Here is a 22878-nt window from a genome sequence, read left to right as displayed (position 1 = left end):
GATATTTGAATATCCTCCATTTTGTTTACTGCTAGTGATTTATGTTTTGTTTGTATTTATTTGCGGTTGATCATTCTATGAAGTTGTTAAATTAGAATTGTTGAATTAGTAACCAAACTTTTTGATATAAAAAATGAAACTTTAGACTTTCAAGTAATATTACAAGCTCTCTATAGTGGTTACAGAGTTCAAGGAGAGTAAACAATGGATTATTTACCAATATTTGCGGATTTAAAGCGTCGACCATGTTTGGTTGTCGGTGGTGGTAATAGCGCATGGCGAAAAACACAGATGTTATTAAAAGCTGGCGCTGATGTAGGGGTTATAGCACCTAAACTTAATGCTGATTTTACAGCAGCTATTGCCGCTAATCAGATCCGCTTTGTTGGTAACGATTTTTCAGCGACTGATCTTGAAGGTATTTTTTTAGCTATTGCAGCAACGCCACATAAGGCGCTGAATGCACTGGTTTACCAATCGGCTAATCAACGCCAAGTATTAGTCAATGTAGTGGATGATACCCAACGTTGTAGTTTTATTGTGCCCTCTATTATTGATCGTTCTCCTATTATTGTTGCGATTTCTTCCTCTGGAAAAGCACCTGTTCTTGCACGCTTATTACGCCAAAAGCTAGAGGCTACTCTGCCACAGCATTTAGGAAAAATGGCGACGCTTGCAGGTGATTTTCGAGATTATCTTACGACTAAAATGTCTTCTTTTTCTGGGCGACGTGCTTTTTGGGAGCAAGCATTTAATGGTCGTTTTGCCGATTTAGTTGCTGTCGGTCGTCACAGTGAAGCACAACAGGCATTACATCAACAATTACAACAGCACACGCCACCTGTTGGTCAAGTTGCGTTAATTGGTGCCGGTCCTGGTGATGCGGGGTTATTAACTTTACGTGGATTGCAATTAATGCAGCAAGCAGATGTGGTGTTGTATGACTACCTTGTCTCTGATGATGTGATGGCGTTGGTTCGTCGTGATGCAGAGCTTGTTTGTGTTGGTAAAAAAGCCGGTTTTCATAGTGTTCCGCAACAGCAAATTAATCAGTTGATTGTTGAATATGCTCAACAAGGTAAACGTGTTGTCAGACTGAAAGGTGGTGATCCATTTGTGTTTGGGCGTGGTGCTGAAGAATTAGAAGTGCTAGCAGAAGCGGGTATTGATTTTCAAGTCGTACCGGGCATTACCGCAGCTGCTGGCGCCACCGCTTATGCTGGCATTCCATTAACTCATCGCGATTACGCGCAAACAGCAATGTTTATTACAGGTCATTTAAAACCTGATGGTAAGCAGCTCGATTGGTCAACCTTAGCCCGTGGTAATCAAACCTTAGTCATTTATATGGGGTTAATGAAATCGAGCCATATTCAGCAGCAGTTGTTACAACATGGACGTGCCGCTAAAACGCCTATCGCCATCATTGAGCGCGGTACACAAGCCACTCAAAAAGTATTAACCGGACAATTAGATCAACTTGCCGATTTAGCACAGCATGCTGCTTCGCCATCGTTAATTGTGGTCGGTGAAGTCGTCAAGTTGTCACATAAATTAGCTTGGTTCACAACAAAGGAACAGTTACAGCCGCAACCTGAAGCGGCAGTGAAACTGGCATAACATGGAGAGAGTGATGGACCCGAAACGTTTAACCCACCTCAAGCAACTCGAAGCAGAAAGTATTCATATTTTGCGTGAAGTCGCCGCTGAGTTTGATAATCCTGTAATGATGTATTCGATTGGTAAAGATTCATCAGTGATGTTGCATTTAGCTCGTAAGGCTTTTTATCCTGGAAAAATACCGTTTCCGCTATTGCATGTTGATACCACTTGGAAGTTTCGTGAAATGATTGAGTTTCGTGATCGTACCGCTAAGAAATACGGTTTTGATTTATTAGTCCATCAAAATCCAGAGGGGATCGCGATGGGAGTTGGGCCATTTACCCATGGTTCGTCAAAGCATACCGATATCATGAAAACTCAAGGCCTAAAACAAGCACTCGATAAATATGGTTTTGATGCCGCATTTGGTGGCGCTCGCCGTGATGAAGAAAAGTCGCGAGCCAAAGAGCGTGTGTATTCTTTCCGTGATAAAAACCATAGTTGGGATCCTAAAAATCAGCGCCCTGAATTATGGAAAACCTATAACGGTCAGATTAATAAAGGCGAGAGTATTCGCGTGTTCCCGTTATCCAATTGGACTGAGCTTGATATTTGGCAATATATATTCTTAGAACAAATTGAAATTGTGCCACTGTACCTATCCCAAGTACGGCCAGTTGTAGAGCGTGATGGCATGCTAATTATGGTAGATGATGAACGTTTAGAGTTACAACCAGGCGAAACCATTGAGCAAAAAAGTGTCCGGTTTAGAACCTTAGGATGTTACCCATTAACAGGAGCGGTGGAATCAACGGCTGATACTTTGCCGGGAATTATTGAAGAAATGCTGGTGGCTACTTCCAGTGAACGTCAAGGGCGGGCTATCGATCATGACCAATCTGGCTCAATGGAATTGAAAAAACGCCAGGGTTATTTCTAAGGAGAGATAAATGAACAGTGTCATAGAACAACAGGTGGCAGAACTGGGTATCGAAGCTTACCTTGATCAACACCATAATAAATCGCTGCTACGGTTTTTAACCTGTGGCTCCGTTGATGATGGCAAAAGTACCCTCATTGGTCGCCTATTACATGACTCGCATCAGATTTATGAAGATCAACTTGCGGCTATCCATACTGACAGTCAAAAAGTCGGTACCACAGGCGATAAACCAGACTTAGCCTTATTAGTCGATGGTTTACAAGCAGAGCGTGAGCAAGGGATCACCATTGATGTTGCTTACCGTTATTTCTCAACCAAAGCACGTAAGTTCATTATTGCCGATACACCAGGGCATGAGCAATACACTCGTAATATGGCAACAGGCGCATCGACGTGTGATGTTGCGGTTATTTTGATTGATGCACGTAAAGGCGTGTTAGATCAAACCCGTCGTCATTCTTATATTGCCAGCCTATTAGGTATTCGCCAGTTTATTGTGGCGGTAAATAAAATGGATTTAGTTGATTTTGGCCAAGCGCGTTTTGAAGAAATTCAGCAGCAATACCTTCAATTCTCAAAAAAGCTTAATCCTAAGATCAATATTCAAGTGTTGCCACTATCGGCATTAGAAGGCGATAACGTTGTTAGCCAAAGTGCCAAGATGGCGTGGTATCAGGGGAAGCCGTTATTGACCTTATTAGAACAGGTAGATTTATTATCTGGTGAAACCTCGTCAGCGTTACGTTTTCCGATTCAATATGTAAATCGCCCTAATCTTGATTTTCGAGGTTTTGCTGGCACATTAGCTTCCGGCGAAATTCATGTAGGACAGCGTGTAACCGCATTACCTTCAGGAAAAACATCCACAGTTGAGCGTATTGTTACTTTTGATGGTGATTTGGAGACCGTAGCTCAAGGGCAAGCAATTACCGTTACCTTAGCGGATGAAATTGATATTAGCCGTGGTGATACTTTGATTGCAGCCGAAGACGAAGTGCCATTAAGTAATAATGTACTGGCTGATATCGTGTGGATGGGGGAGACCGCACTCGCGACTGGGCGTCAGTATGATATTAAAGTAGCAGGTAAAAAAACCTTAGGTAGTGTGAGTGCAATACGTCATCAAGTTGATATTAATAGTCTTGATACTTTTGCTACCGAGACGCTACCACTTAACGGTATTGGTTTGTGTGAAGTGAACCTTCACGATGCGATAGCGGTAGATAGCTATCAGACCTGCAAAGATACTGGCGGATTTATCATTATCGATCGTTTAACCAATGTCACCGTTGGTGCTGGTTTAGTCCGTGAAGCACTCGCCGATCAGCAAAGTAGTCGTTATTCAGCGTTTGAAGTTGAATTTAACGCGCTCGTTCGTAAGCATTTCCCACATTGGGATACCAAAGATATTGGTCAATTATTGGAGTAACGTGAATGAGCTGGGAACAAGCTACTGTGCTGGCAATGCTAGTAGTGATTATTCTCTGCTTGCTCACCACGAAGATTAAACCCGCGTATTTATTTGCTGGCAGTGCGTTTATTGGTTTTCAATCAAACTTAATTGAATTACCCGCCATTGCCGCAAATTTTACCAACCCGTCGTTATTAACTTTAGTGTTATTGATTTTAGTATCGATAGCACTTGAAAAAACGCGCTTGATAAGTTGGGTTGGGCGGCAAATTTCACAAGGTGGTCATAGTTCGGTTGTGGCAAAGCTTGGAATATCAACCGCGTTATTATCTTCATTTACTAATAATACTGCGGTAGTGGTGTCGTTAATTGGAGCAATAAAACGTAATCAGCGTCATGCTCCTTCTAAATTATTACTGCCTTTATCTTACGCCGCTATTTTAGGAGGGACACTGACCCTTATTGGAACATCGACCAACCTTATTATTAATAGTTTTGTGGAAGATGTTGGCTTACCGAGTCTGGGCTTTTTTGCACCGACCATGATTGGCTTAGCAGTATTAGTGATCGGCTTAATAATTTTAATACCCTTGAGTTATTTCTTACCTGATAACGACGATCATAGCGAAGAACAACTGCCTTATTTTTTAGAAGCGCGTGTGAAAAGTGATTCAGCGTTGATAGGAAAAACGGTCGCAGAAAATGGATTGAGAGCATTACGACGGTTATTTTTAGCTGAATTAATTCGTGATGGTAAAACGATTGCACCGGTTTGTCCTGATACACACTTACAAGCAGGTGATCGGTTATTGTTTTGTGGTGATATTGAAAGTGTCACCACCTTACAAGAAATAGAAGGGCTGCATTTATTTGGTCAACACCATCTTAATGGTCAATCAATGATGGAGGTGGTGGTTAGTCATTCAGCTGCTATTTGTGGACGAACATTAAAAAGTACTCAATTTCGTGAAAATTTTGATGCAGTCGTAGTTGCTATTCGCCGTGGTCATGAAAGATTAGCAGGAGGCTTGGGTAATATTGAATTACGAGCCGGTGATACCTTAGTAATCGTACCGGGGAAATTGTTTAATCAAAAGCAAGCTATGCTTGAACGTGAGTTTGTGTTGGTTAATGGTCTTGATTCAAGTGCGCGGTTAGATAGCTATCGCAGTACAACAGTATTAGTCGGCTTTTTAAGTATCATTATCTTAGCGTTAGCTGGTTGGTTGCCATTAATTAAGGGATTAGCTGTTTATTTGTTGTTGCTGGTGGTTATGGGGATTATTTCCTTTGGTGAGCTTCGACGTCGATTTCCAATTGATATTGTAGTTATTGTTGGATCTGCATTAACGCTGGCACAATTAATGATAACCAGTGGCTTATCGCAGTATATGGGGCAGGTACTTATTTCCGCATTTAATGGCTGGGGAGTATATGGTGGTTTAATTGCGGTTTACTTACTGACATTGGTTTTGACAGAATTGATCACCAATAATGCAGCCGCAGCATTGGCTTTTCCAATAAGTTATAGCTTAGCGCTTGGGTATGGTGTCGATCCAATGCCGTTCATTATGGCTGTACTCTTTGGTGCGAGTGCGAGTTTTATTTCTCCTTATGGCTATCAAACCAATCTATTGGTGTATAGCGTTGGCAATTATAAAATTAGAGATTATCTAAAACTGGGGTTACCACTTTCAATTGTGTATTCCACTGTAGTGTTGATCTTGATCCCATTCGTCTTTCCTTTTAACTAAATTAACAATGGAACATGTTATGAATACGACAACGAAGTCCCATGACGATAACAATAATATTATCTGGCATAGTTATAGTGTGACTAAAGAGCAGCGAGGACAGCAAAAGCAACAGCAGCCTTGTGTATTATGGTTTACAGGATTGAGTGGTGCGGGTAAATCGACGATTGCCGGCGCGTTAGAACATAGATTACTGGCATTGGGTTACCATACCTATTTATTAGATGGTGATAACGTTCGCCATGGTCTGTGTAAAGATCTCGGTTTTTCAGCTCAAGATCGACGTGAAAATATTCGTCGTATCGGTGAGGTTGCCACATTAATGGCTGATTCAGGATTGATCGTACTGAGTGCGTTTATTTCTCCTCATCGTGAAGAAAGACAAATAGTACGAGATTTACTGCCACAGGAAGAGTTTATCGAAGTGTTTGTTGATACGCCTTTAGCTGAATGCGAAAAACGCGATCCTAAAGGTTTGTATAAAAAAGCACGAGCAGGTGAAATAAAGCAATTTACGGGGATTGATGCAGAGTACCAATCACCTTTACAGCCTGAAATTCACTTAGCCGCGGATAGTTATAATATTAATGAATTGGTTGAGCAATGTATTAATGCTTTACGTCGTCGAAGTATAATTGCTTGATCATCGGTAATAGGAGTACCGTAAGTGATAACATTACTTGATGCTATATATGTTATTGCATTGAATGCAGGTAAATCGATAATGACGCATTATCACAGCAATATAGCGATTGAAAATAAAATCGATAATAGTCCCGTCACCATTGCTGATCTTGCCGCAAATGAAATTATTATTAGTCAATTACAGCAACTGACTCCAGATATTCCTATCATATCAGAAGAATCACCACAGACAGATTGGCAGCAGCGTCAACATTGGACATCTTTTTGGCTGGTGGATCCACTTGATGGTACCAAAGAGTTTATCAATAAGAATAGCGAGTTCACCGTTAATATTGCGCTTATTGAAAATGGCAAACCTATTTTAGCTGTTGTCTATGCTCCTGCATTAAATAAAGCGTGGTTGGGTGACGGAAAAACGGCTTGGCTTGTTACTAAAGCAGGTAAAGAGGTTATTCGTCTTTTACCTGCTACTATACCGACAGTTGTTGGTAGTCGTTCACATCCTTCGGTTGAGTTAGAGGCTTATCTTCAACAACTCGGTGAGCATAAATTAGTGGCGGTAGGCTCATCATTAAAATTTTGTTTAGTCGCTGAAGGACGAGCTCAATATTATCCTCGTTTAGGCCCAACAATGATGTGGGATACTGCGGCTGGTCAATGTATTGCTGAAAGTGCTGGCGCGACAGTGAATGATCTGAATGGTTTACCGCTTCGTTATGATCGAGAGTCTCTGTTAAATCCTTATTTTGTTGTCTCCTAACTCTTATGCTATTAACCAAAAGTTATTAATTGATCAAATTGTCGGCACCATTTTTAAATAGCAGCTATCAATTAAGCCTTGTGCTGTATGAAAATTGACTCTTTTATGGCTTTTGGTTGGTATTACTAGCATTTGCGCTAAAAAATTAAATAAACAATTGTTATCTTTTTTGTTCTCTCTATAATGCACCCCAACGACACGGAATACGTGCAGTTAGTAAGTTGATTACAACCTGTGTATAACTTGTCGGTAAGCGGTTTATAAAAAATAACAGGCTTTTATTGAGGTTTTATCTTCAATGTAAGATGTAAAAATCGCAGTCTTGATTTGAATTTTATTCAAATGGTAAGAAATGTTAAATATATCTTACGCAAGGCAGGTCATTAAAGGGTTTTGAAAGATAACTTTAAAAAACTTGTTGACTTTAAATTGGCGCGGAGTAGTATACGCAGCCTCAGCCAATACGATGTGTTGTGCTAATGTTCTTTAACAATTTGACCATGCAATCTGTGTGGGCACTCACTGAAGAGTTAAGTCGAAAGATTTATCAATAAACTGAGTGACCAATACAAAATAGCCCAATCTATTTATAGAGAAGATTATTTTGGCACAGTTATTTAATTATCATTCTTTGAATGATAAAAAGCTTTAAAATTACATTCTTTATTTATAAAGAATTGGTATTTAAAGTCAGTATTTATTGAGCCGTCTCGAAAGAGACAACAAAACTTTAATTGAAGAGTTTGATCATGGCTCAGATTGAACGCTGGCGGCAGGCCTAACACATGCAAGTCGAGCGGTAACAGATTGATAGCTTGCTATCAATGCTGACGAGCGGCGGACGGGTGAGTAATGCCTGGGAATATACCCTGATGTGGGGGATAACTATTGGAAACGATAGCTAATACCGCATAATCTCTTCGGAGCAAAGAGGGGGACCTTCGGGCCTCTCGCGTCAGGATTAGCCCAGGTGGGATTAGCTAGTTGGTGGGGTAATGGCTCACCAAGGCGACGATCCCTAGCTGGTCTGAGAGGATGATCAGCCACACTGGAACTGAGACACGGTCCAGACTCCTACGGGAGGCAGCAGTGGGGAATATTGCACAATGGGGGAAACCCTGATGCAGCCATGCCGCGTGTATGAAGAAGGCCTTCGGGTTGTAAAGTACTTTCAGTTGTGAGGAAGGCAGTTAAGTTAATAGCTTAGCTGTTTGACGTTAGCAACAGAAGAAGCACCGGCTAACTCCGTGCCAGCAGCCGCGGTAATACGGAGGGTGCGAGCGTTAATCGGAATTACTGGGCGTAAAGCGCATGCAGGCGGTCTGTTAAGCAAGATGTGAAAGCCCGGGGCTCAACCTCGGAACAGCATTTTGAACTGGCAGACTAGAGTCTTGTAGAGGGGGGTAGAATTTCAGGTGTAGCGGTGAAATGCGTAGAGATCTGAAGGAATACCGGTGGCGAAGGCGGCCCCCTGGACAAAGACTGACGCTCAGATGCGAAAGCGTGGGGAGCAAACAGGATTAGATACCCTGGTAGTCCACGCCGTAAACGATGTCTACTTGAAGGTTGTGGCCTTGAGCCGTGGCTTTCGGAGCTAACGCGTTAAGTAGACCGCCTGGGGAGTACGGTCGCAAGATTAAAACTCAAATGAATTGACGGGGGCCCGCACAAGCGGTGGAGCATGTGGTTTAATTCGATGCAACGCGAAGAACCTTACCTACTCTTGACATCCAGAGAATTCGCTAGAGATAGCTTAGTGCCTTCGGGAACTCTGAGACAGGTGCTGCATGGCTGTCGTCAGCTCGTGTTGTGAAATGTTGGGTTAAGTCCCGCAACGAGCGCAACCCTTATCCTTGTTTGCCAGCACGTAATGGTGGGAACTCCAGGGAGACTGCCGGTGATAAACCGGAGGAAGGTGGGGACGACGTCAAGTCATCATGGCCCTTACGAGTAGGGCTACACACGTGCTACAATGGCGTATACAGAGGGCTGCAAACTAGCGATAGTGAGCGAATCCCACAAAGTACGTCGTAGTCCGGATTGGAGTCTGCAACTCGACTCCATGAAGTCGGAATCGCTAGTAATCGTGAATCAGAATGTCACGGTGAATACGTTCCCGGGCCTTGTACACACCGCCCGTCACACCATGGGAGTGGGCTGCACCAGAAGTAGATAGCTTAACCTTCGGGAGGGCGTTTACCACGGTGTGGTTCATGACTGGGGTGAAGTCGTAACAAGGTAGCCCTAGGGGAACCTGGGGCTGGATCACCTCCTTACCTAAAGACTTATCTGTTTTATGCAGTGTCCACACAAATTGCTTGGTTAAAATGTAAGAGAGCCACTTATTGTTGCCCAACAACAATAAGTATGAACATTGTCCCGTTCGTCTAGAGGCCTAGGACACCGCCCTTTCACGGCGGTAACAGGGGTTCGACTCCCCTACGGGACGCCAATGGGTCGTTAGCTCAGTTGGTAGAGCAGTTGACTTTTAATCAATTGGTCGCAGGTTCGAATCCTGCACGACCCACCATTCTTTCTCACGAAGGAATTAAAACTATCGTGGGCGATTAGCTCAGTTGGGAGAGCACCTCCCTTACAAGGAGGGGGTCACTGGTTCGAGCCCGGTATCGCCCACCACTCTCTAAGAATTTTCTGCACGGAATCGCAGATTTAATGAAGAATACCTTTGTTAAGTCCGCATTGTTGTCACTGAAAATCATTAGAAAGTGGTTATCGTTAGATAATTGCATGCTCTTTAACAATCTGGAAAGCTGACTAGTAAATTTAATCGAAAGATTAATTTTAAAAAATGTTTTTATTTTCGAATAAAAACGAGTTCTCAAAACAACACACATTCAAGTGTCTTGTATCGAGTCCGGCGAAAAACCAATGTTTAATATTTTCTTGATCGGATTATTAAACACAAACCTTGGTTGTTTGAACATACAAGACCTCTTGGGGTTGTATGGTTAAGTGACTAAGCGTACACGGTGGATGCCTTGGCAGTCAGAGGCGATGAAGGACGTATTAACTTGCGATAAGCCCAGATTAGGCAGTAAAAGCCACTTGAGTCTGGGATTTCCGAATGGGGAAACCCACTAGCATAAGCTAGTATCATTAACTGAATACATAGGTTAATGAAGCGAACCGGGGGAACTGAAACATCTAAGTACCCCGAGGAAGAGAAATCAACCGAGATTCCGGTAGTAGCGGCGAGCGAAACCGGATTAGCCCTTAAGTTAGTTCAGCGTTAGGTGAAGGTTCTGGAAAGTACCGCGATACAGGGTGATAGCCCCGTAACCAACAACGCTTTATTAGTGAAATCGAGTAGGACGGGACACGTGATATCCTGTTTGAACATGGGGGGACCATCCTCCAAGGCTAAATACTCCTGACTGACCGATAGTGAACCAGTACCGTGAGGGAAAGGCGAAAAGAACCCCTGTGAGGGGAGTGAAATAGAACCTGAAACCGTGTACGTACAAGCAGTAGGAGCCCACTTGTTGGGTGACTGCGTACCTTTTGTATAATGGGTCAGCGACTTAATTTTAGTAGCAAGGTTAACCGTTTAGGGGAGCCGTAGGGAAACCGAGTCTTAACTGGGCGAATTAGTTGCTAGGATTAGACCCGAAACCGAGTGATCTAGCCATGGGCAGGTTGAAGGTGAGGTAACACTTACTGGAGGACCGAACCGACTAATGTTGAAAAATTAGCGGATGACTTGTGGCTAGGGGTGAAAGGCCAATCAAACTCGGAGATAGCTGGTTCTCCCCGAAAGCTATTTAGGTAGCGCCTCGGACGAATACTACTGGGGGTAGAGCACTGTTAAGGCTAGGGGGTCATCCCGACTTACCAACCCTTTGCAAACTCCGAATACCAGTAAGTAATATCCGGGAGACACACGGCGGGTGCTAACGTCCGTCGTGAAGAGGGAAACAACCCAGACCGCCAGCTAAGGTCCCAAAGTTATAGCTAAGTGGGAAACGATGTGGGAAGGCTCAGACAGCCAGGATGTTGGCTTAGAAGCAGCCATCATTTAAAGAAAGCGTAATAGCTCACTGGTCGAGTCGGCCTGCGCGGAAGATTTAACGGGGCTAAGCTATACACCGAAGCTGCGGCAATGTGAACTTGTTCACATTGGGTAGGGGAGCGTTCTGTAAGCCGTTGAAGGTGCATTGTAAAGTGTGCTGGAGGTATCAGAAGTGCGAATGCTGACATGAGTAACGATAAAGGGAGTGAAAAACTCCCTCGCCGGAAGATCAAGGGTTCCTGTCCAACGTTAATCGGGGCAGGGTAAGTCGACCCCTAAGGCGAGGCCGAAAGGCGTAGTCGATGGGAAACGGGTTAATATTCCCGTACTTCTTATAATTGCGATGGAGGGACGGAGAAGGCTAGGTGAGCCTGGCGACGGTTGTCCAGGTCCAAGTATGTAGGCTGATGGTTTAGGCAAATCCGGACCATCTTAAGGCTGAGATACGATGTCGAGCTACTACGGTAGTGAAGTCATTGATGCCATGCTTCCGGGAAAAGCTTCTAAGCTTCAGATTATAAGAAATCGTACCCCAAACCGACACAGGTGATCAGGTAGAGAATACCAAGGCGCTTGAGAGAACTCGGGTGAAGGAACTAGGCAAAATGGTACCGTAACTTCGGGAGAAGGTACGCTCCTAGCGGTGATGAGACTTGCTCTCTAAGCTGCCGGGAGTCGCAGATACCAGGTGGCTGCAACTGTTTATTAAAAACACAGCACTGTGCAAAATCGAAAGATGACGTATACGGTGTGACGCCTGCCCGGTGCCGGAAGGTTAATTGATGGGGTTAGACTTCGGTCGAAGCTCTTGATCGAAGCCCCGGTAAACGGCGGCCGTAACTATAACGGTCCTAAGGTAGCGAAATTCCTTGTCGGGTAAGTTCCGACCTGCACGAATGGCGTAATGATGGCCACGCTGTCTCCACCCGAGACTCAGTGAAATTGAAATCGCAGTGAAGATGCTGTGTACCCGCGGCTAGACGGAAAGACCCCGTGAACCTTTACTATAGCTTGGCACTGAACATTGACCCTACATGTGTAGGATAGGTGGGAGACGTTGAAGCAACCGCGCCAGTGGTTGTGGAGTCAATCTTGAAATACCACCCTTGTATGCTTGATGTTCTAACGTCGACCCCTTATCGGGGTTACGGACAGTGCCTGGTGGGTAGTTTGACTGGGGCGGTCTCCTCCCAAAGAGTAACGGAGGAGCACGAAGGTGGGCTAATCACGGTCGGACATCGTGAGGTTAGTGCAATGGCATAAGCCCGCTTGACTGCGAGAATGACAATTCGAGCAGGTGCGAAAGCAGGTCATAGTGATCCGGTGGTTCTGAATGGAAGGGCCATCGCTCAACGGATAAAAGGTACTCCGGGGATAACAGGCTGATACCGCCCAAGAGTTCATATCGACGGCGGTGTTTGGCACCTCGATGTCGGCTCATCACATCCTGGGGCTGAAGTCGGTCCCAAGGGTATGGCTGTTCGCCATTTAAAGTGGTACGCGAGCTGGGTTTAGAACGTCGTGAGACAGTTCGGTCCCTATCTGCCGTGGGCGTTGGATGATTGAGAGGGGCTGCTCCTAGTACGAGAGGACCGGAGTGGACGAACCGCTGGTGTTCGGGTTGTATCGCCAGATGCATTGCCCGGTAGCTAAGTTCGGAATCGATAACCGCTGAAAGCATCTAAGCGGGAAGCGAGCCTCAAGATAAGTCATTCCTAGACCTTTAAGGTCTCTAAAGGGTTGTTGAAGACTACAACGTTGATAGGTCAGGTGTGTAAGTGCTGTGAGGCATTGAGCTAACTGATACTAATTGCCCGTGAGGCTTAACCATACAACACCCAAGGGGTTTTTCTTCTCAAAAGAGAAGAGACGGACTCTACAAACGCTTGAATGAGTGTTGAGAACAACTAGTTAGATTTTCCCAGATTGCTATTTATTGCCATAAGGCAATAAATAAAACAGAATTTGCTTGGCGACCATAGCGTTATGGACCCACCTGATCCCATGCCGAACTCAGTAGTGAAACGTAATAGCGCCGATGGTAGTGTGGGGTCTCCCCATGTGAGAGTAGGACATCGCCAGGCTTTAAATTCGTTTTTATCTTTTTATAAAGGTAGAGACAACAAGTTGCATTTATGCTGAATAGACACTGCGGAGTGGTAGTTCAGTTGGTTAGAATACCGGCCTGTCACGCCGGGGGTCGCGGGTTCGAGTCCCGTCCACTCCGCCATTATTAAGAAAACCTAAATCGAAAGATTCAGGTTTTTTTTCGTCTATAGAAAATTTTGATTAGCGAGGTAGTGTTGTCGTAATACCAATCTGGAAAATTAACTGGTCAGGTTGATCCAATCTCTTGAACACATTCTAGTGATGCGTGAAGCCGATTCATTAAACTGATTCCATGCAAGGCAGACCTTATCGAGAATGTCGTTATAATCAGAAAAATTTTGATTAGCGAGATAGTGTTGTCGTAACCAACTCCAAACTTGTTCTATTGGGTTAAGTTCTGGGGAATATGGTGGAAGTTTGATGATGCTTAGATTATTAAACGGATTAGCAATATCGTCAGTATGCCAGCCTGCACCATCCATCACTACAATAGCATAACGACCTTTTTCTGTGGTTCGTGATATCTGAGCAAGGTGCTCAGTCATTATTTCTTTATTTACCCAAGGTACCACTAACGCCTCACCAACTCCTCTTGCTGGGCACACCGAACCAAATAGATAAGCATATTCAAACTGCTGTTGTTTTATCGCTCTTGGTCGAGTTCCTCGTTCAGCCCAAAGACGGGTAGTGGTATTTTGTTGTCCAAATCTTGCTTCATCTTGAAACCATACATCGACCTTATCGAGCGCTATATGTCCTGGGATCTTAAGGATCGTTTCAATTTTAAATTTTTTAAAATTATCCTGAGCTTGCTGTGATTGTTTTGGATGTTTTGACCGTGATGTTATCCACGAAAAGCCCATGCGCTTAAGTAGATAATAGATAGAATCTGGGTGGTAGTTTTTATCAAATTCTTTGAGAATGTAAGCATGAATATCCGCGCCTATTAATCGCCCGCCAGAAGAGTCTTGAGCTTTAAGTTTAATATAATTGGATAGCTGCTCACGTTGTTTAGGTGAGAGAAATGCAGGGCGACCACTACGCGTTTTTTCTTGAAGCCCTTCTAAGCCTTCTTCAAGAAAGATACTCACCCATTTATTAACACTTGTTCGGCTAACTTTGAGATATTTAGCAATTTGAGTACGAGATTTACCTTCCTTGAAGTGCTCCAAGGCAAGTAATCTCATTTTCATTTGAATTATTTTTTATTGTTCTGTTGTGATGGTGAACATTTGGCTGAGCAAGTCTAATAGATAAATTTGATATTCTGAGTTCTTTTTATATTCTATCAATGATGCAAGTTCTTGCCCTGTGGGAGATATACGATAATAGGTAATGGATGTGTTTTTATTATAACAATTTAAACTATGACGCATATTATGTAGTAGTTGAAGGTGAGTAGTGTAGTTAATTTTACTTGATTCGAATTCTGTTTTTAATATGAGTCCTAAGTCCATTAGAATAGTAATACTAGAGTATGGGAGACCATATTGATGGTATTCAATTACATGGTTTTTACTTTTTTTTCTAAAATCAATAAATTTTGCTTTAGTTCTAATGCTTGTAATAATTTTTCTATCTTTACTATTATTTATTTGACAGCTTACGCCGATAACGCGTTGAAATAGAATTGTTTCTTTATGAGTCATTGATATTAAAATAGTCAGCGTTTTTAGAGATGTCGATCCTGGAGTTATAAGTTCTTTTTTGAGAATTCTAGCCCATAATTTTTGCATTGATAGACTGTATACTTGTTTAGCCATTTTAATAAAACGTACTAACCAATCAGGATCTGGTTCTGTTGTTGTTTCGTTGTTACATTTGTCATAGGCTAACTTGAATATTATTTCAACATTATGTTGCTCTTGTTGATGCTGTAATTGTTGGCAATTTATATATCTATCAGCTAATGATTGAGCATTATTTGGATTGATTAAGCCGGAATAACCAAATTGTTGTGCTAGAAAATGAGTGCGATTTTTACTGTTTATTAGTGGTCGTTTTACTTGAGTTTTTTTTAATAACGGCAGTGTCATTATCAAATATCCGCTGACGGTTAAATTTTTATTGATAACGGCCATCATTCATATTTCTTAAGTAATAAATATCGATTTGTTAGTTTCTGTAGTTACTTTTACTCTTTATGAACGTATTTTTTCTCTTCGTTCAGCATTACGTTAAGATTGATATACTGTTCAGTAATTGTTTACCTTGATTCGTTACTGTAGCAAGTCATAGAATTGTACTTTTTTAATACTCTCAGTATAAGTTATGTATCGGTAATAATATTTTTTCTATCATCAGTTGATTATTTTTGTTGGTTTTATATGGCAGACTGTTTGCATGTTTTAATGGACAATGAAAATCTCTCTCGTTTTATTAGTGATTATGTGAGGATATATGTTGAGAATATTTCAAGTTTATCGTCCTATCCAAGTAGCGAAGTATGTTAAAAATTTTTTTAGAGGCCGACTTTTTATTAATGGCATTGGTGGCTTTGAGTTTGAGCATGGACGTTTACTTCCGCCTAAATCGACCGATATTAAAGTGTTGAATGTATTATCTGAAGTGAATAAAGAGATAAAAGTGCTTTCAACGAAGATTACATGAATAGTAATAAACTTGATTTTATATATAAAAGAATAACAACAGCAGGTTATTGATAATTTTGATGATAAATATGAAGTTGGTTCTAATTCAATATAGAGTGGTCTTGGATTTTGATTCTGCGACGCTTATTGATAATTTTTAAGTGCCGTCTAGGTTAGATTCTTATTTTATCTAGAAGGTATCAGTGATTTTTAGAGGATCACACAACATTTTTATTATGAAAGTTATGTCGATTTTCATCAAATATGCGGTTTAGCTTTAAATAAATGAATCTAATTGAATGTGTTATTAATGATACATATTTGCAGTGAGTAATTTATTATTAATAATATTTGTAGCTATTGTTGGTATAGAACGACACCATTTGCCAAAATAGAAAAAGTGAACCAATCGAAATTTTCCCAAGAAGCATAATTCAAATGAATAAAGTTTATCAATGGCTAGGTGTTGCATCTTTTGCCTTAGTGTTATCAAGTCCGGCAATGGCGGCATCTCTGAAAGTTGAGGGATTAAATAGCAGTCTTGAAGATAATGTCGATGCCTATTTATCGGCTATTTCTAAGGATGATTATAGTAATACATTGCGCTTTCAAGAACAGGTGAAATCAGAAATAAGTCAAGCATTGCAAGCGTTAGGCTATTATCAACCGACTTATGACTATCAGGTTAAAGGTAGTGGCAAAAAGACGGATATCATCGTCACCGTTGATGCTGGCCCTCGTACACATATTAGCCAGAGTAATATTATTATTACTGGAGATGCTAAAGATGATCCTGCCTTTATTTCATTATTAAAAGACAGTGGTTTAGAAATTGGTAAAGCTCTTAATCAAGGTAAATATGAAGCATTAAAATCAGCGTTACAGAGCTTAGCTGTTCGACGTGGTTATTTTGATGCTGAATTAAAGAAAAGTGAGTTAGGTGTAATACCTACTCGTAATGAAGCAATCATCACTATCGATTTTGATTCTGGACGACGTTACACCTTTGGTGATACAAATTTTACGGGTAGTCAAATTAAAGATGAACGTCTTCGTTCAATGATTCCTTACACTGAAAATGAGCCTTATTTAGCGTCTAAATTAGGCTTATATAATGAACGTTTATCTAATGTAGGTTGGTTCTCATCTATTTATGTTGGTGGTGATGTTACTAAACGTAAGGATGATAAAATTCCTATCGAAGTTGCTGTAACTCCTCAAGTTAGAAATCAAGTTGAAACGGGTATTGGTTTTTCTACCGATACTGGTCCGCGATTGAAATTTAATTGGAAAAAACCTTGGATTACCAGTAATGGTCATAGCTTTTATCTTAAATCAGAGATATCTAAAGAACAGCCAAAACTTGAAGCTGCTTATAAAATTCCATTAGATGATGTTTTAAATAACTACTATCAAATTGTTGGCGGCATTCGTTATGTCGATAATCACGATACGATTAGTACCCAATTTGGTTTAGGTGTTGAACGTCATTGGAAATTAACCTCAGGTTGGAATCGTGCTGTATCACTACATTGGCTTAATGAAAAATATAAGCAGGGTGGTGATGAGAATGGTACTTTTAACGTGTTCTTACCAGGGCTTTCTTATAGTAAAAGTGAATTTATTGGCGGTGTATTTCCAACTTCGGGAAGTAAATATAATTTCTCGGTTGAGTTTGCAAATAAAGCATTAGGATCAAATACAAACTTTATTCGTCTACAAGCAAAGTCCGCGTGGATCCGCACTTTAAGTGAAAACCAACGCGGGATTTTTCGTGTTGCCGGCGGTGCTGTATTAGCGGATAGTATTCGGGATATTCCGCCATCATTACGTTATTTTATTGGTGGTGATAACAGCATTAGAGGCTATGGTTACGAATCTATTTCACCACGTAACGATCTTGATCGAATGATTGGTGGTCAATATATGGCGACCAGTAGTATTGAATACCAATATCGTTTATATGGCGATTGGTGGGGAGCATTATTTTATGATTATGGTTCGACATGGAATAACAATAAGCCAGATTGGATGCGAGGTACTGGTTTTGGTATTCGTTGGGCATCTCCTGTTGGTCCCGTACGTATCGACTTTGCTTGGGGGCTTGATAAACCTACCAAGAACAAATTCCAACTTCACTTTACTCTAGGGCCTGAACTATGATCTGGGTAAAGCGCATATCCTTGACAATTTTAGCTATTTTATTACTTTTAATGATCACTGTTGCCGTGATCTTATATACCCCCGCAGGGTTAAAAATTGCTAGTTGGGGAGCGCAAAAAGCGTTACCTGCGTTATCTATCGGTGAGACTTCTGGTTCTCTATTTCGTGGTTTTCAAGTTGATAATGTACGTTATCAAGATAGTCATATGAATTTAGCGGTTAAGCAGTTAAATTTAACGTTGGATGATCGTTGTTTATTGACGCCTGAAATTTGTATTTCAAATGTAGGGGTTAATGGCGTTAAGTTTTCAATGCCAACATTACCGCCAACTACTGAACCTGAACAATCATCAAAACCTGTAACAGAAATTAGTCTTCCGATTCCAATTAAAGTTGATAACGTTACTTTAGATAATATTGATCTTGATATCCTTGAAAATAAGGTGAATTGGCAACATTTCTCTACCGCCGCAACGGTTGTTGGTAGCCATGTAACCTTAAAACCAACAGATTGGGATAATATTAAGTTAGCACTTGCTCCGGCTAAAAAGGCTGTAAAATCTAAATCAAAGCAAAAAGTAAATGTTAAGGCTAAATCTGATGCTACCGTTATCACATTGCCTAATGTTGTTTTACCAATGTCGTTTGATATTGAACGTTTTACTGTTAAAGATTTTGAATTAGAAGGTAAAACACCACAAAAAGTGTCTTTACTTGACATTATTGCATCAGGAAAAGGGAGTGAAATTAACCTTAAAAAGTTACAGCTTGATGCACCACAAGCGAATTTAAAAGCGAAGGCACAAGTAACATTAGCGGGCGATTATCCTTTAACATTAAATGCGGATGCAAATATTGCAATGAAGCCTGTTAGTGGTCAAACACTAACGTTAAAGGCGAGTGGCTCATTACAAAAGTTAGTTGTTGATGCACAGCTTAAAGGTAAATTAGATACGATTGTTAAAGGTCAGTTATCACCATTAAAGGCTGATTTTCCATTTAATATGGTTATTTCCAGCCGACATTTACAGTGGCCAATCGATAAGCCTGCTGAGTTTACTGTTGATAATACTAATATTGATGCAAAAGGCAGCTTAAACGGCTTTTCATTTAAGGTGAAAAGTAACATTGATGGTAAACCGATGCCGGCGGTGAAGGTCGTTCTTAATGGTAAAGGTGACCTGAATAAGGTTGATTTGTCATCATTAAAAATCAATACCTTAGGTGGCGTTATTACTGGTAATGCAAAAGCGAGCTGGAAAGATTTAGTTAACTGGAGTGGACAGTTAGCATTCACTGACATTCAACCTGGTTTACAATGGCCAGCAGCCCAAGGTAATGTCAGTGGTAAACTTGAGACTTCCGGTGGCTTAACTAAGCAAGGTGGTTGGTTTGTTAAACTGCCACAGTTAGCGGTTAATGGCACTATTATGAAACAAGCCTTAACGCTGGCTGGTCAGTTAGATGCGTCAGATATTAATGGCAAAGGAGATTTATTGCAGGTTAATACTCCTGGGCTAACTTTAAAACATGGTCCTAATGGGATGATGATGAAAGGTGTGCTGAATAAGACCTGGAACATGGTTGCCAATATTGATGCGCCCAATTTATCCAAATCATTAAAAGGCCTTCATGGTGCCGTTAATGGTGATGTAATACTCTCAGGCAGTATGGCAACACCAGATATTAAGCTTGATTTACAAGGGAATGACTTAGGTTGGCAACAATTAGCAAGTTTGGCATCGTTTGATCTTAAAGGTAACGTGACACCATTGCCTGATATGAAAGCAAATGTCAGTTTGATAGCAACGAAAGGTAAATATGGCACAACAACCCTTGATGATCTTAATATTTTATTTAAAGGGACTGAGCAGCAGCACAGTTTAAGTGTTACTGCTAAAGGTGAGCCCGTTGGTGCTAGTTTATTGATCAATGGTGACTTTAATAAAAAAACAGGTTGGAAAGGCACTTTAGTTAAAGGTGATATTAATACGCCTATTGGTGATTGGGTTCTTAATCATCCGACCTTGATTAGCTATGATCTTAAAACAGCAATGGCAAATGTTGGCGCACATTGTTGGCAACAAGGACAAGCGGGAATTTGTTTAACCGACGATCTCAATGCTGGCACATCAGGTCAAGCACAGTTAGCTATTCGTAAATTTAACTTTGATTTGTTAAAACAGTTCCTACCGCCAGAATTAAAAGTAACGGGTGAATTAGGGGCAAATGTTGATGCTAAATGGTCGCCAAAAACCCCTCCTTATCTAAAAGCAAATATCATTATGCCAGCTGGTGGTATACGTCAACAGACGAGTGACGATGAACCGCCGCTAACGTTGGGCTGGGATAAAGTAACCGTTAATGCCGACATGCAAGATAACGTATTAAATGCGAGCTGGTTAGTTGCAATTAAGGATAATGGTGATTTAAGTGGTCGTGCAAGGATCACTAATCTGCAAGGTGATAAGCAGATCAATGCCAATGTTAAGCTTGATCGTTTTACCTTAGGGTTCCTTGAGCCGATGATCAAAGATTATCATAAGTTTGATGGTCAAGTAGATACGAACTTAACAGTGACGGGGCCTATTTTACACCCTGCGGTTAATGGCTTATTGCAAGTATCTAAGCTTGAAGCAACGGGGCGTAAAGTACCATTAGATATTCAAAATGCAGAGATTAAACTGGCTTTTAACGGTTATAACGCCAATCTGATTGGTAATATTTACACGCCAGATGGACAATTATTGCTACGAGGGACTGGTGATTGGCAGGATATGAAGGCTTGGAAAACGAAGCTGAATATTAATGGTAAAGAGTTAAAAGTAAGTGTACCGCCAATGGTTACATTGAAGGTATCACCAGATTTAACGATTGAAGCCACGCCAACAATGGCTGAAATTACCGGTAAAATTGGTATTCCATGGGGACGAATTACCGTTAATCAGTTGCCAAAATCAGCGGTGAGAGTCTCAAAAGATCAAGTGATCTTAAAAGATAATATGCAACCACTAAAAGAAAAATCAGAAGTCCCTTTTGATATTAAGACCAATATTTTTGTGCATATTGGTGATGATGTTAAATTATCGGCGTTTGGTTTAAAAGCGGGCTTGTTGGGTGATTTAAATGTTCGCCAAGCAGGTAAAGGACCGATGATTTATGGCGAAGTTAATATTGCTAAAGACTCATACTACCGTGCACTAGGGCAAGAATTATTGATCCGTAAAGGGCAAATTTTGTTTAATGGCCCAGCAGAGCAACCTTATCTTTCTATCGAAGCAATTCGAGATCCTAATAATGTTGAAGATGATGTTATTGCTGGAGTACGAGTAACAGGACCTGCGGATAAACCAGAAGTGAATATTTTCTCTGATCCGGCGATGCCACAACAAAATGCTTTGTCATATATTCTAACCGGCAAGAATCTTGATTCTGAAAACTCGGGTGATAGTAATAGTGCTATGACAACAGCATTAATTGGCATGGGCTTGGCACAAAGTGGTCAATTAGTTGGTGATGTTGGTGAAGCTGTAGGGGTTAAAGATCTAAGTTTATCAACCTCTGGTGCGGGTGATGATTCACAAGTGACAATCAGTGGCTATATTGCACCAGGGCTGCAGGTGAAGTATGGGGTGGGTATTTTCAACCAAGTAGATGAATTTACGTTGCGCTACCGATTAATGCGGAATCTATATGTTGAAGCAGTTTCTGGTCTTGATCAGGCTGTGGATTTACTCTACCAATTTGAGTTTAATTAATCACAGCCTTGATGCTTTAGCATTTGAGTCTTAATAATAAATAGCCCGATTAATGATAATCGGGCTTTTTTTATAATGCCATTATGGGGCTGCATATGGCTGTGTTGTCGTGAGTTCTTGATAATTTCGGCCGTTATATACTGCGGTGTATCCTAGTTCTTGTAACGTTATCATTGCGAGTTCTGCTCGTCGACCCGATTTACAATAAAGTAAGATTGGTTGATCTTTATCTTTATAGGTTGTCACTATAGTTGCAATATCTTGATAAGGGACATTAATCGCAGAAGTTAGATGTCCTTGTGAAAACTCATTGGGTGTTCTAACGTCGATAATGACATGCGGTTGTTGCTGCTGTAACTGCCAAAATTGTTGGGCTGAAATATTTTGAGCATGAGTTATAGGAACAATAACAATCAGACTAAAAATGGTGATTAATAATTTAAATTGTAGTGTGGTTTTCATTTGTATTGATCGCTATTTTTGTGCTCGTTTAAATGAAGTTACAATTTCTTCTTTTGCTGCTGTTACATTTTCCCAACCTGCTATTTTTACCCATTTATTCGCTTCTAATTCTTTATAATGCTCAAAGAAATGAACTATTTGTGCTTTCAGTAAACGAGGAAGATCGTCAATATTCTGAATATGATCATATTCCGCGCTAAGTTTACTATGAGGAACCGCGACAATTTTGGCATCCTCTCCTGATTCATCTGTCATTTTTAATACGCCAATTGGGCGACAGCGAATAACGGAGCCTGCAAGTAAAGGGTATGGCGTCGGTACTAATACATCGACAGGATCGCCATCAAGAGAAAGAGTATGGTTAATATAGCCATAGTTACATGGGTAAAACATAGGGGTTGATGTAAATCTATCAACAAAAATGGCTCCACTAGCTTTATCGACTTCGTACTTAATTGGATTAGCATTAGCTGGAATTTCTATGATGACATTAATATCGTGAGGAATATCTTGGCCTGCAGTTACTTTATTTAAGCTCATGATTGATCTCTTCATTGTTAAATAAATGTTGCATATATTGAGGTTATCATGATTTATATTAAAAACAACTGTCGTTAGGGTACTGTTGTCGAGAAACTAACGACAGCAGG

The 22878-nt window shown here is 41.1% G+C and carries 13 protein-coding genes, 4 tRNA genes and 3 rRNA genes; 16 read left to right on the top strand and 4 right to left on the bottom strand.

Annotation, left to right across the window (positions count from 1 at the left end; genetic code table 11):
• Positions 1-204 precede the first annotated feature (204 nt).
• The 13 genes from cysG (at position 205) to OC457_RS12480 (ending at position 13375) form a co-directional block, all read left to right on the top strand.
• Positions 205-1620: a siroheme synthase CysG gene (cysG, locus tag OC457_RS12540; protein ID WP_080174974.1), complete on the top strand. Its 1416-nt coding sequence runs from the start codon at positions 205-207 to the stop codon at positions 1618-1620.
• Positions 1621-1633: 13 nt separating this feature from the next.
• A complete protein-coding gene (gene cysD / locus OC457_RS12535; RefSeq protein WP_080174973.1) occupies positions 1634-2542 on the top strand; it encodes a sulfate adenylyltransferase subunit CysD in 909 nt (302 codons plus the stop codon).
• Positions 2543-2552: 10 nt separating this feature from the next.
• Positions 2553-3974: a sulfate adenylyltransferase subunit CysN gene (gene cysN / locus OC457_RS12530; protein ID WP_080174972.1), complete on the top strand. Its 1422-nt coding sequence runs from the start codon at positions 2553-2555 to the stop codon at positions 3972-3974.
• 5 nt (positions 3975-3979) lie between these two features.
• Entirely contained in the window at positions 3980-5710 is a 1731-nt protein-coding gene (locus tag OC457_RS12525; protein ID WP_080174971.1) for an SLC13 family permease, read from the top strand.
• A 19-nt stretch (positions 5711-5729) separates the two neighbouring features.
• Positions 5730-6353, top strand: a complete 624-nt coding sequence (gene cysC / locus OC457_RS12520; RefSeq protein WP_080174970.1) for an adenylyl-sulfate kinase — start codon at positions 5730-5732, stop codon at positions 6351-6353.
• Between the two features lie 24 nt (positions 6354-6377).
• Entirely contained in the window at positions 6378-7115 is a 738-nt protein-coding gene (gene cysQ, locus OC457_RS12515; protein ID WP_080174969.1) for a 3'(2'),5'-bisphosphate nucleotidase CysQ, read from the top strand.
• 731 nt (positions 7116-7846) lie between these two features.
• Positions 7847-9391, top strand: a 16S ribosomal RNA gene (locus OC457_RS12510).
• Positions 9392-9491: 100 nt separating this feature from the next.
• Positions 9492-9567, top strand: a tRNA-Glu gene (locus OC457_RS12505).
• A 2-nt stretch (positions 9568-9569) separates the two neighbouring features.
• A tRNA-Lys gene (locus OC457_RS12500) sits at positions 9570-9645 on the top strand.
• Between the two features lie 31 nt (positions 9646-9676).
• Positions 9677-9752: transfer RNA gene (locus tag OC457_RS12495), tRNA-Val, on the top strand.
• 330 nt (positions 9753-10082) lie between these two features.
• Positions 10083-12976, top strand: a 23S ribosomal RNA gene (locus tag OC457_RS12490).
• Positions 12977-13113: 137 nt separating this feature from the next.
• Positions 13114-13229: ribosomal RNA gene (gene rrf / locus OC457_RS12485) — 5S ribosomal RNA — on the top strand.
• The 16S, 23S and 5S rRNA genes sit together here with 4 tRNA genes alongside, the layout of an rRNA operon.
• A gap of 69 nt (positions 13230-13298) precedes the next feature.
• A tRNA-Asp gene (locus tag OC457_RS12480) sits at positions 13299-13375 on the top strand.
• A gap of 97 nt (positions 13376-13472) precedes the next feature.
• Here the strand turns inward: OC457_RS12480 and OC457_RS12475 are convergent.
• The gene (locus tag OC457_RS12475; protein ID WP_262054060.1) at positions 13473-14447 is read right to left on the bottom strand and encodes an IS630 family transposase; all 975 of its coding nucleotides are present in this window, start codon (positions 14445-14447) and stop codon (positions 13473-13475) included.
• 12 nt (positions 14448-14459) lie between these two features.
• The gene (locus OC457_RS12470) at positions 14460-15338 is read right to left on the bottom strand and encodes a TIGR03899 family protein (RefSeq protein ID WP_080174964.1); all 879 of its coding nucleotides are present in this window, start codon (positions 15336-15338) and stop codon (positions 14460-14462) included.
• Between the two features lie 316 nt (positions 15339-15654).
• On the opposite strand from OC457_RS12470, the gene OC457_RS12465 reads away from it, so the two are divergent.
• From OC457_RS12465 to tamB, 3 genes are all read left to right on the top strand, one after another.
• Positions 15655-15864 carry a DUF1107 domain-containing protein gene (locus OC457_RS12465; RefSeq protein ID WP_080174963.1) on the top strand — a complete coding sequence of 70 codons (210 nt, stop codon included), beginning with the start codon at positions 15655-15657 and terminating at the stop codon, positions 15862-15864.
• 419 nt (positions 15865-16283) lie between these two features.
• Positions 16284-18008, top strand: a complete 1725-nt coding sequence (tamA, locus tag OC457_RS12460) for an autotransporter assembly complex protein TamA (protein WP_080174962.1) — start codon at positions 16284-16286, stop codon at positions 18006-18008.
• Positions 18005-21766 carry an autotransporter assembly complex protein TamB gene (tamB, locus tag OC457_RS12455; protein ID WP_080174961.1) on the top strand — a complete coding sequence of 1254 codons (3762 nt, stop codon included), beginning with the start codon at positions 18005-18007 and terminating at the stop codon, positions 21764-21766. Before tamA ends, tamB begins: the two co-directional genes overlap by 4 nt.
• Positions 21767-21847: 81 nt before the next feature.
• On the opposite strand, the gene OC457_RS12450 is transcribed toward tamB, so the two are convergent.
• The gene (locus tag OC457_RS12450) at positions 21848-22228 is read right to left on the bottom strand and encodes a rhodanese-like domain-containing protein (RefSeq protein WP_080174960.1); all 381 of its coding nucleotides are present in this window, start codon (positions 22226-22228) and stop codon (positions 21848-21850) included.
• A gap of 12 nt (positions 22229-22240) precedes the next feature.
• Entirely contained in the window at positions 22241-22768 is a 528-nt protein-coding gene (gene ppa / locus OC457_RS12445; RefSeq protein ID WP_080174959.1) for an inorganic diphosphatase, read from the bottom strand.
• Between the last annotated feature and the right edge of the window lie 110 nt (positions 22769-22878).

The sequence above is a fragment of the Photobacterium toruni genome, from assembly GCF_024529955.1.
Lineage (GTDB): Bacteria > Pseudomonadota > Gammaproteobacteria > Enterobacterales > Vibrionaceae > Photobacterium > Photobacterium toruni.
The sequence above is the reverse complement of the archived record's forward strand: the minus strand, read 5'-3'. Positions and strand labels throughout refer to the sequence as shown.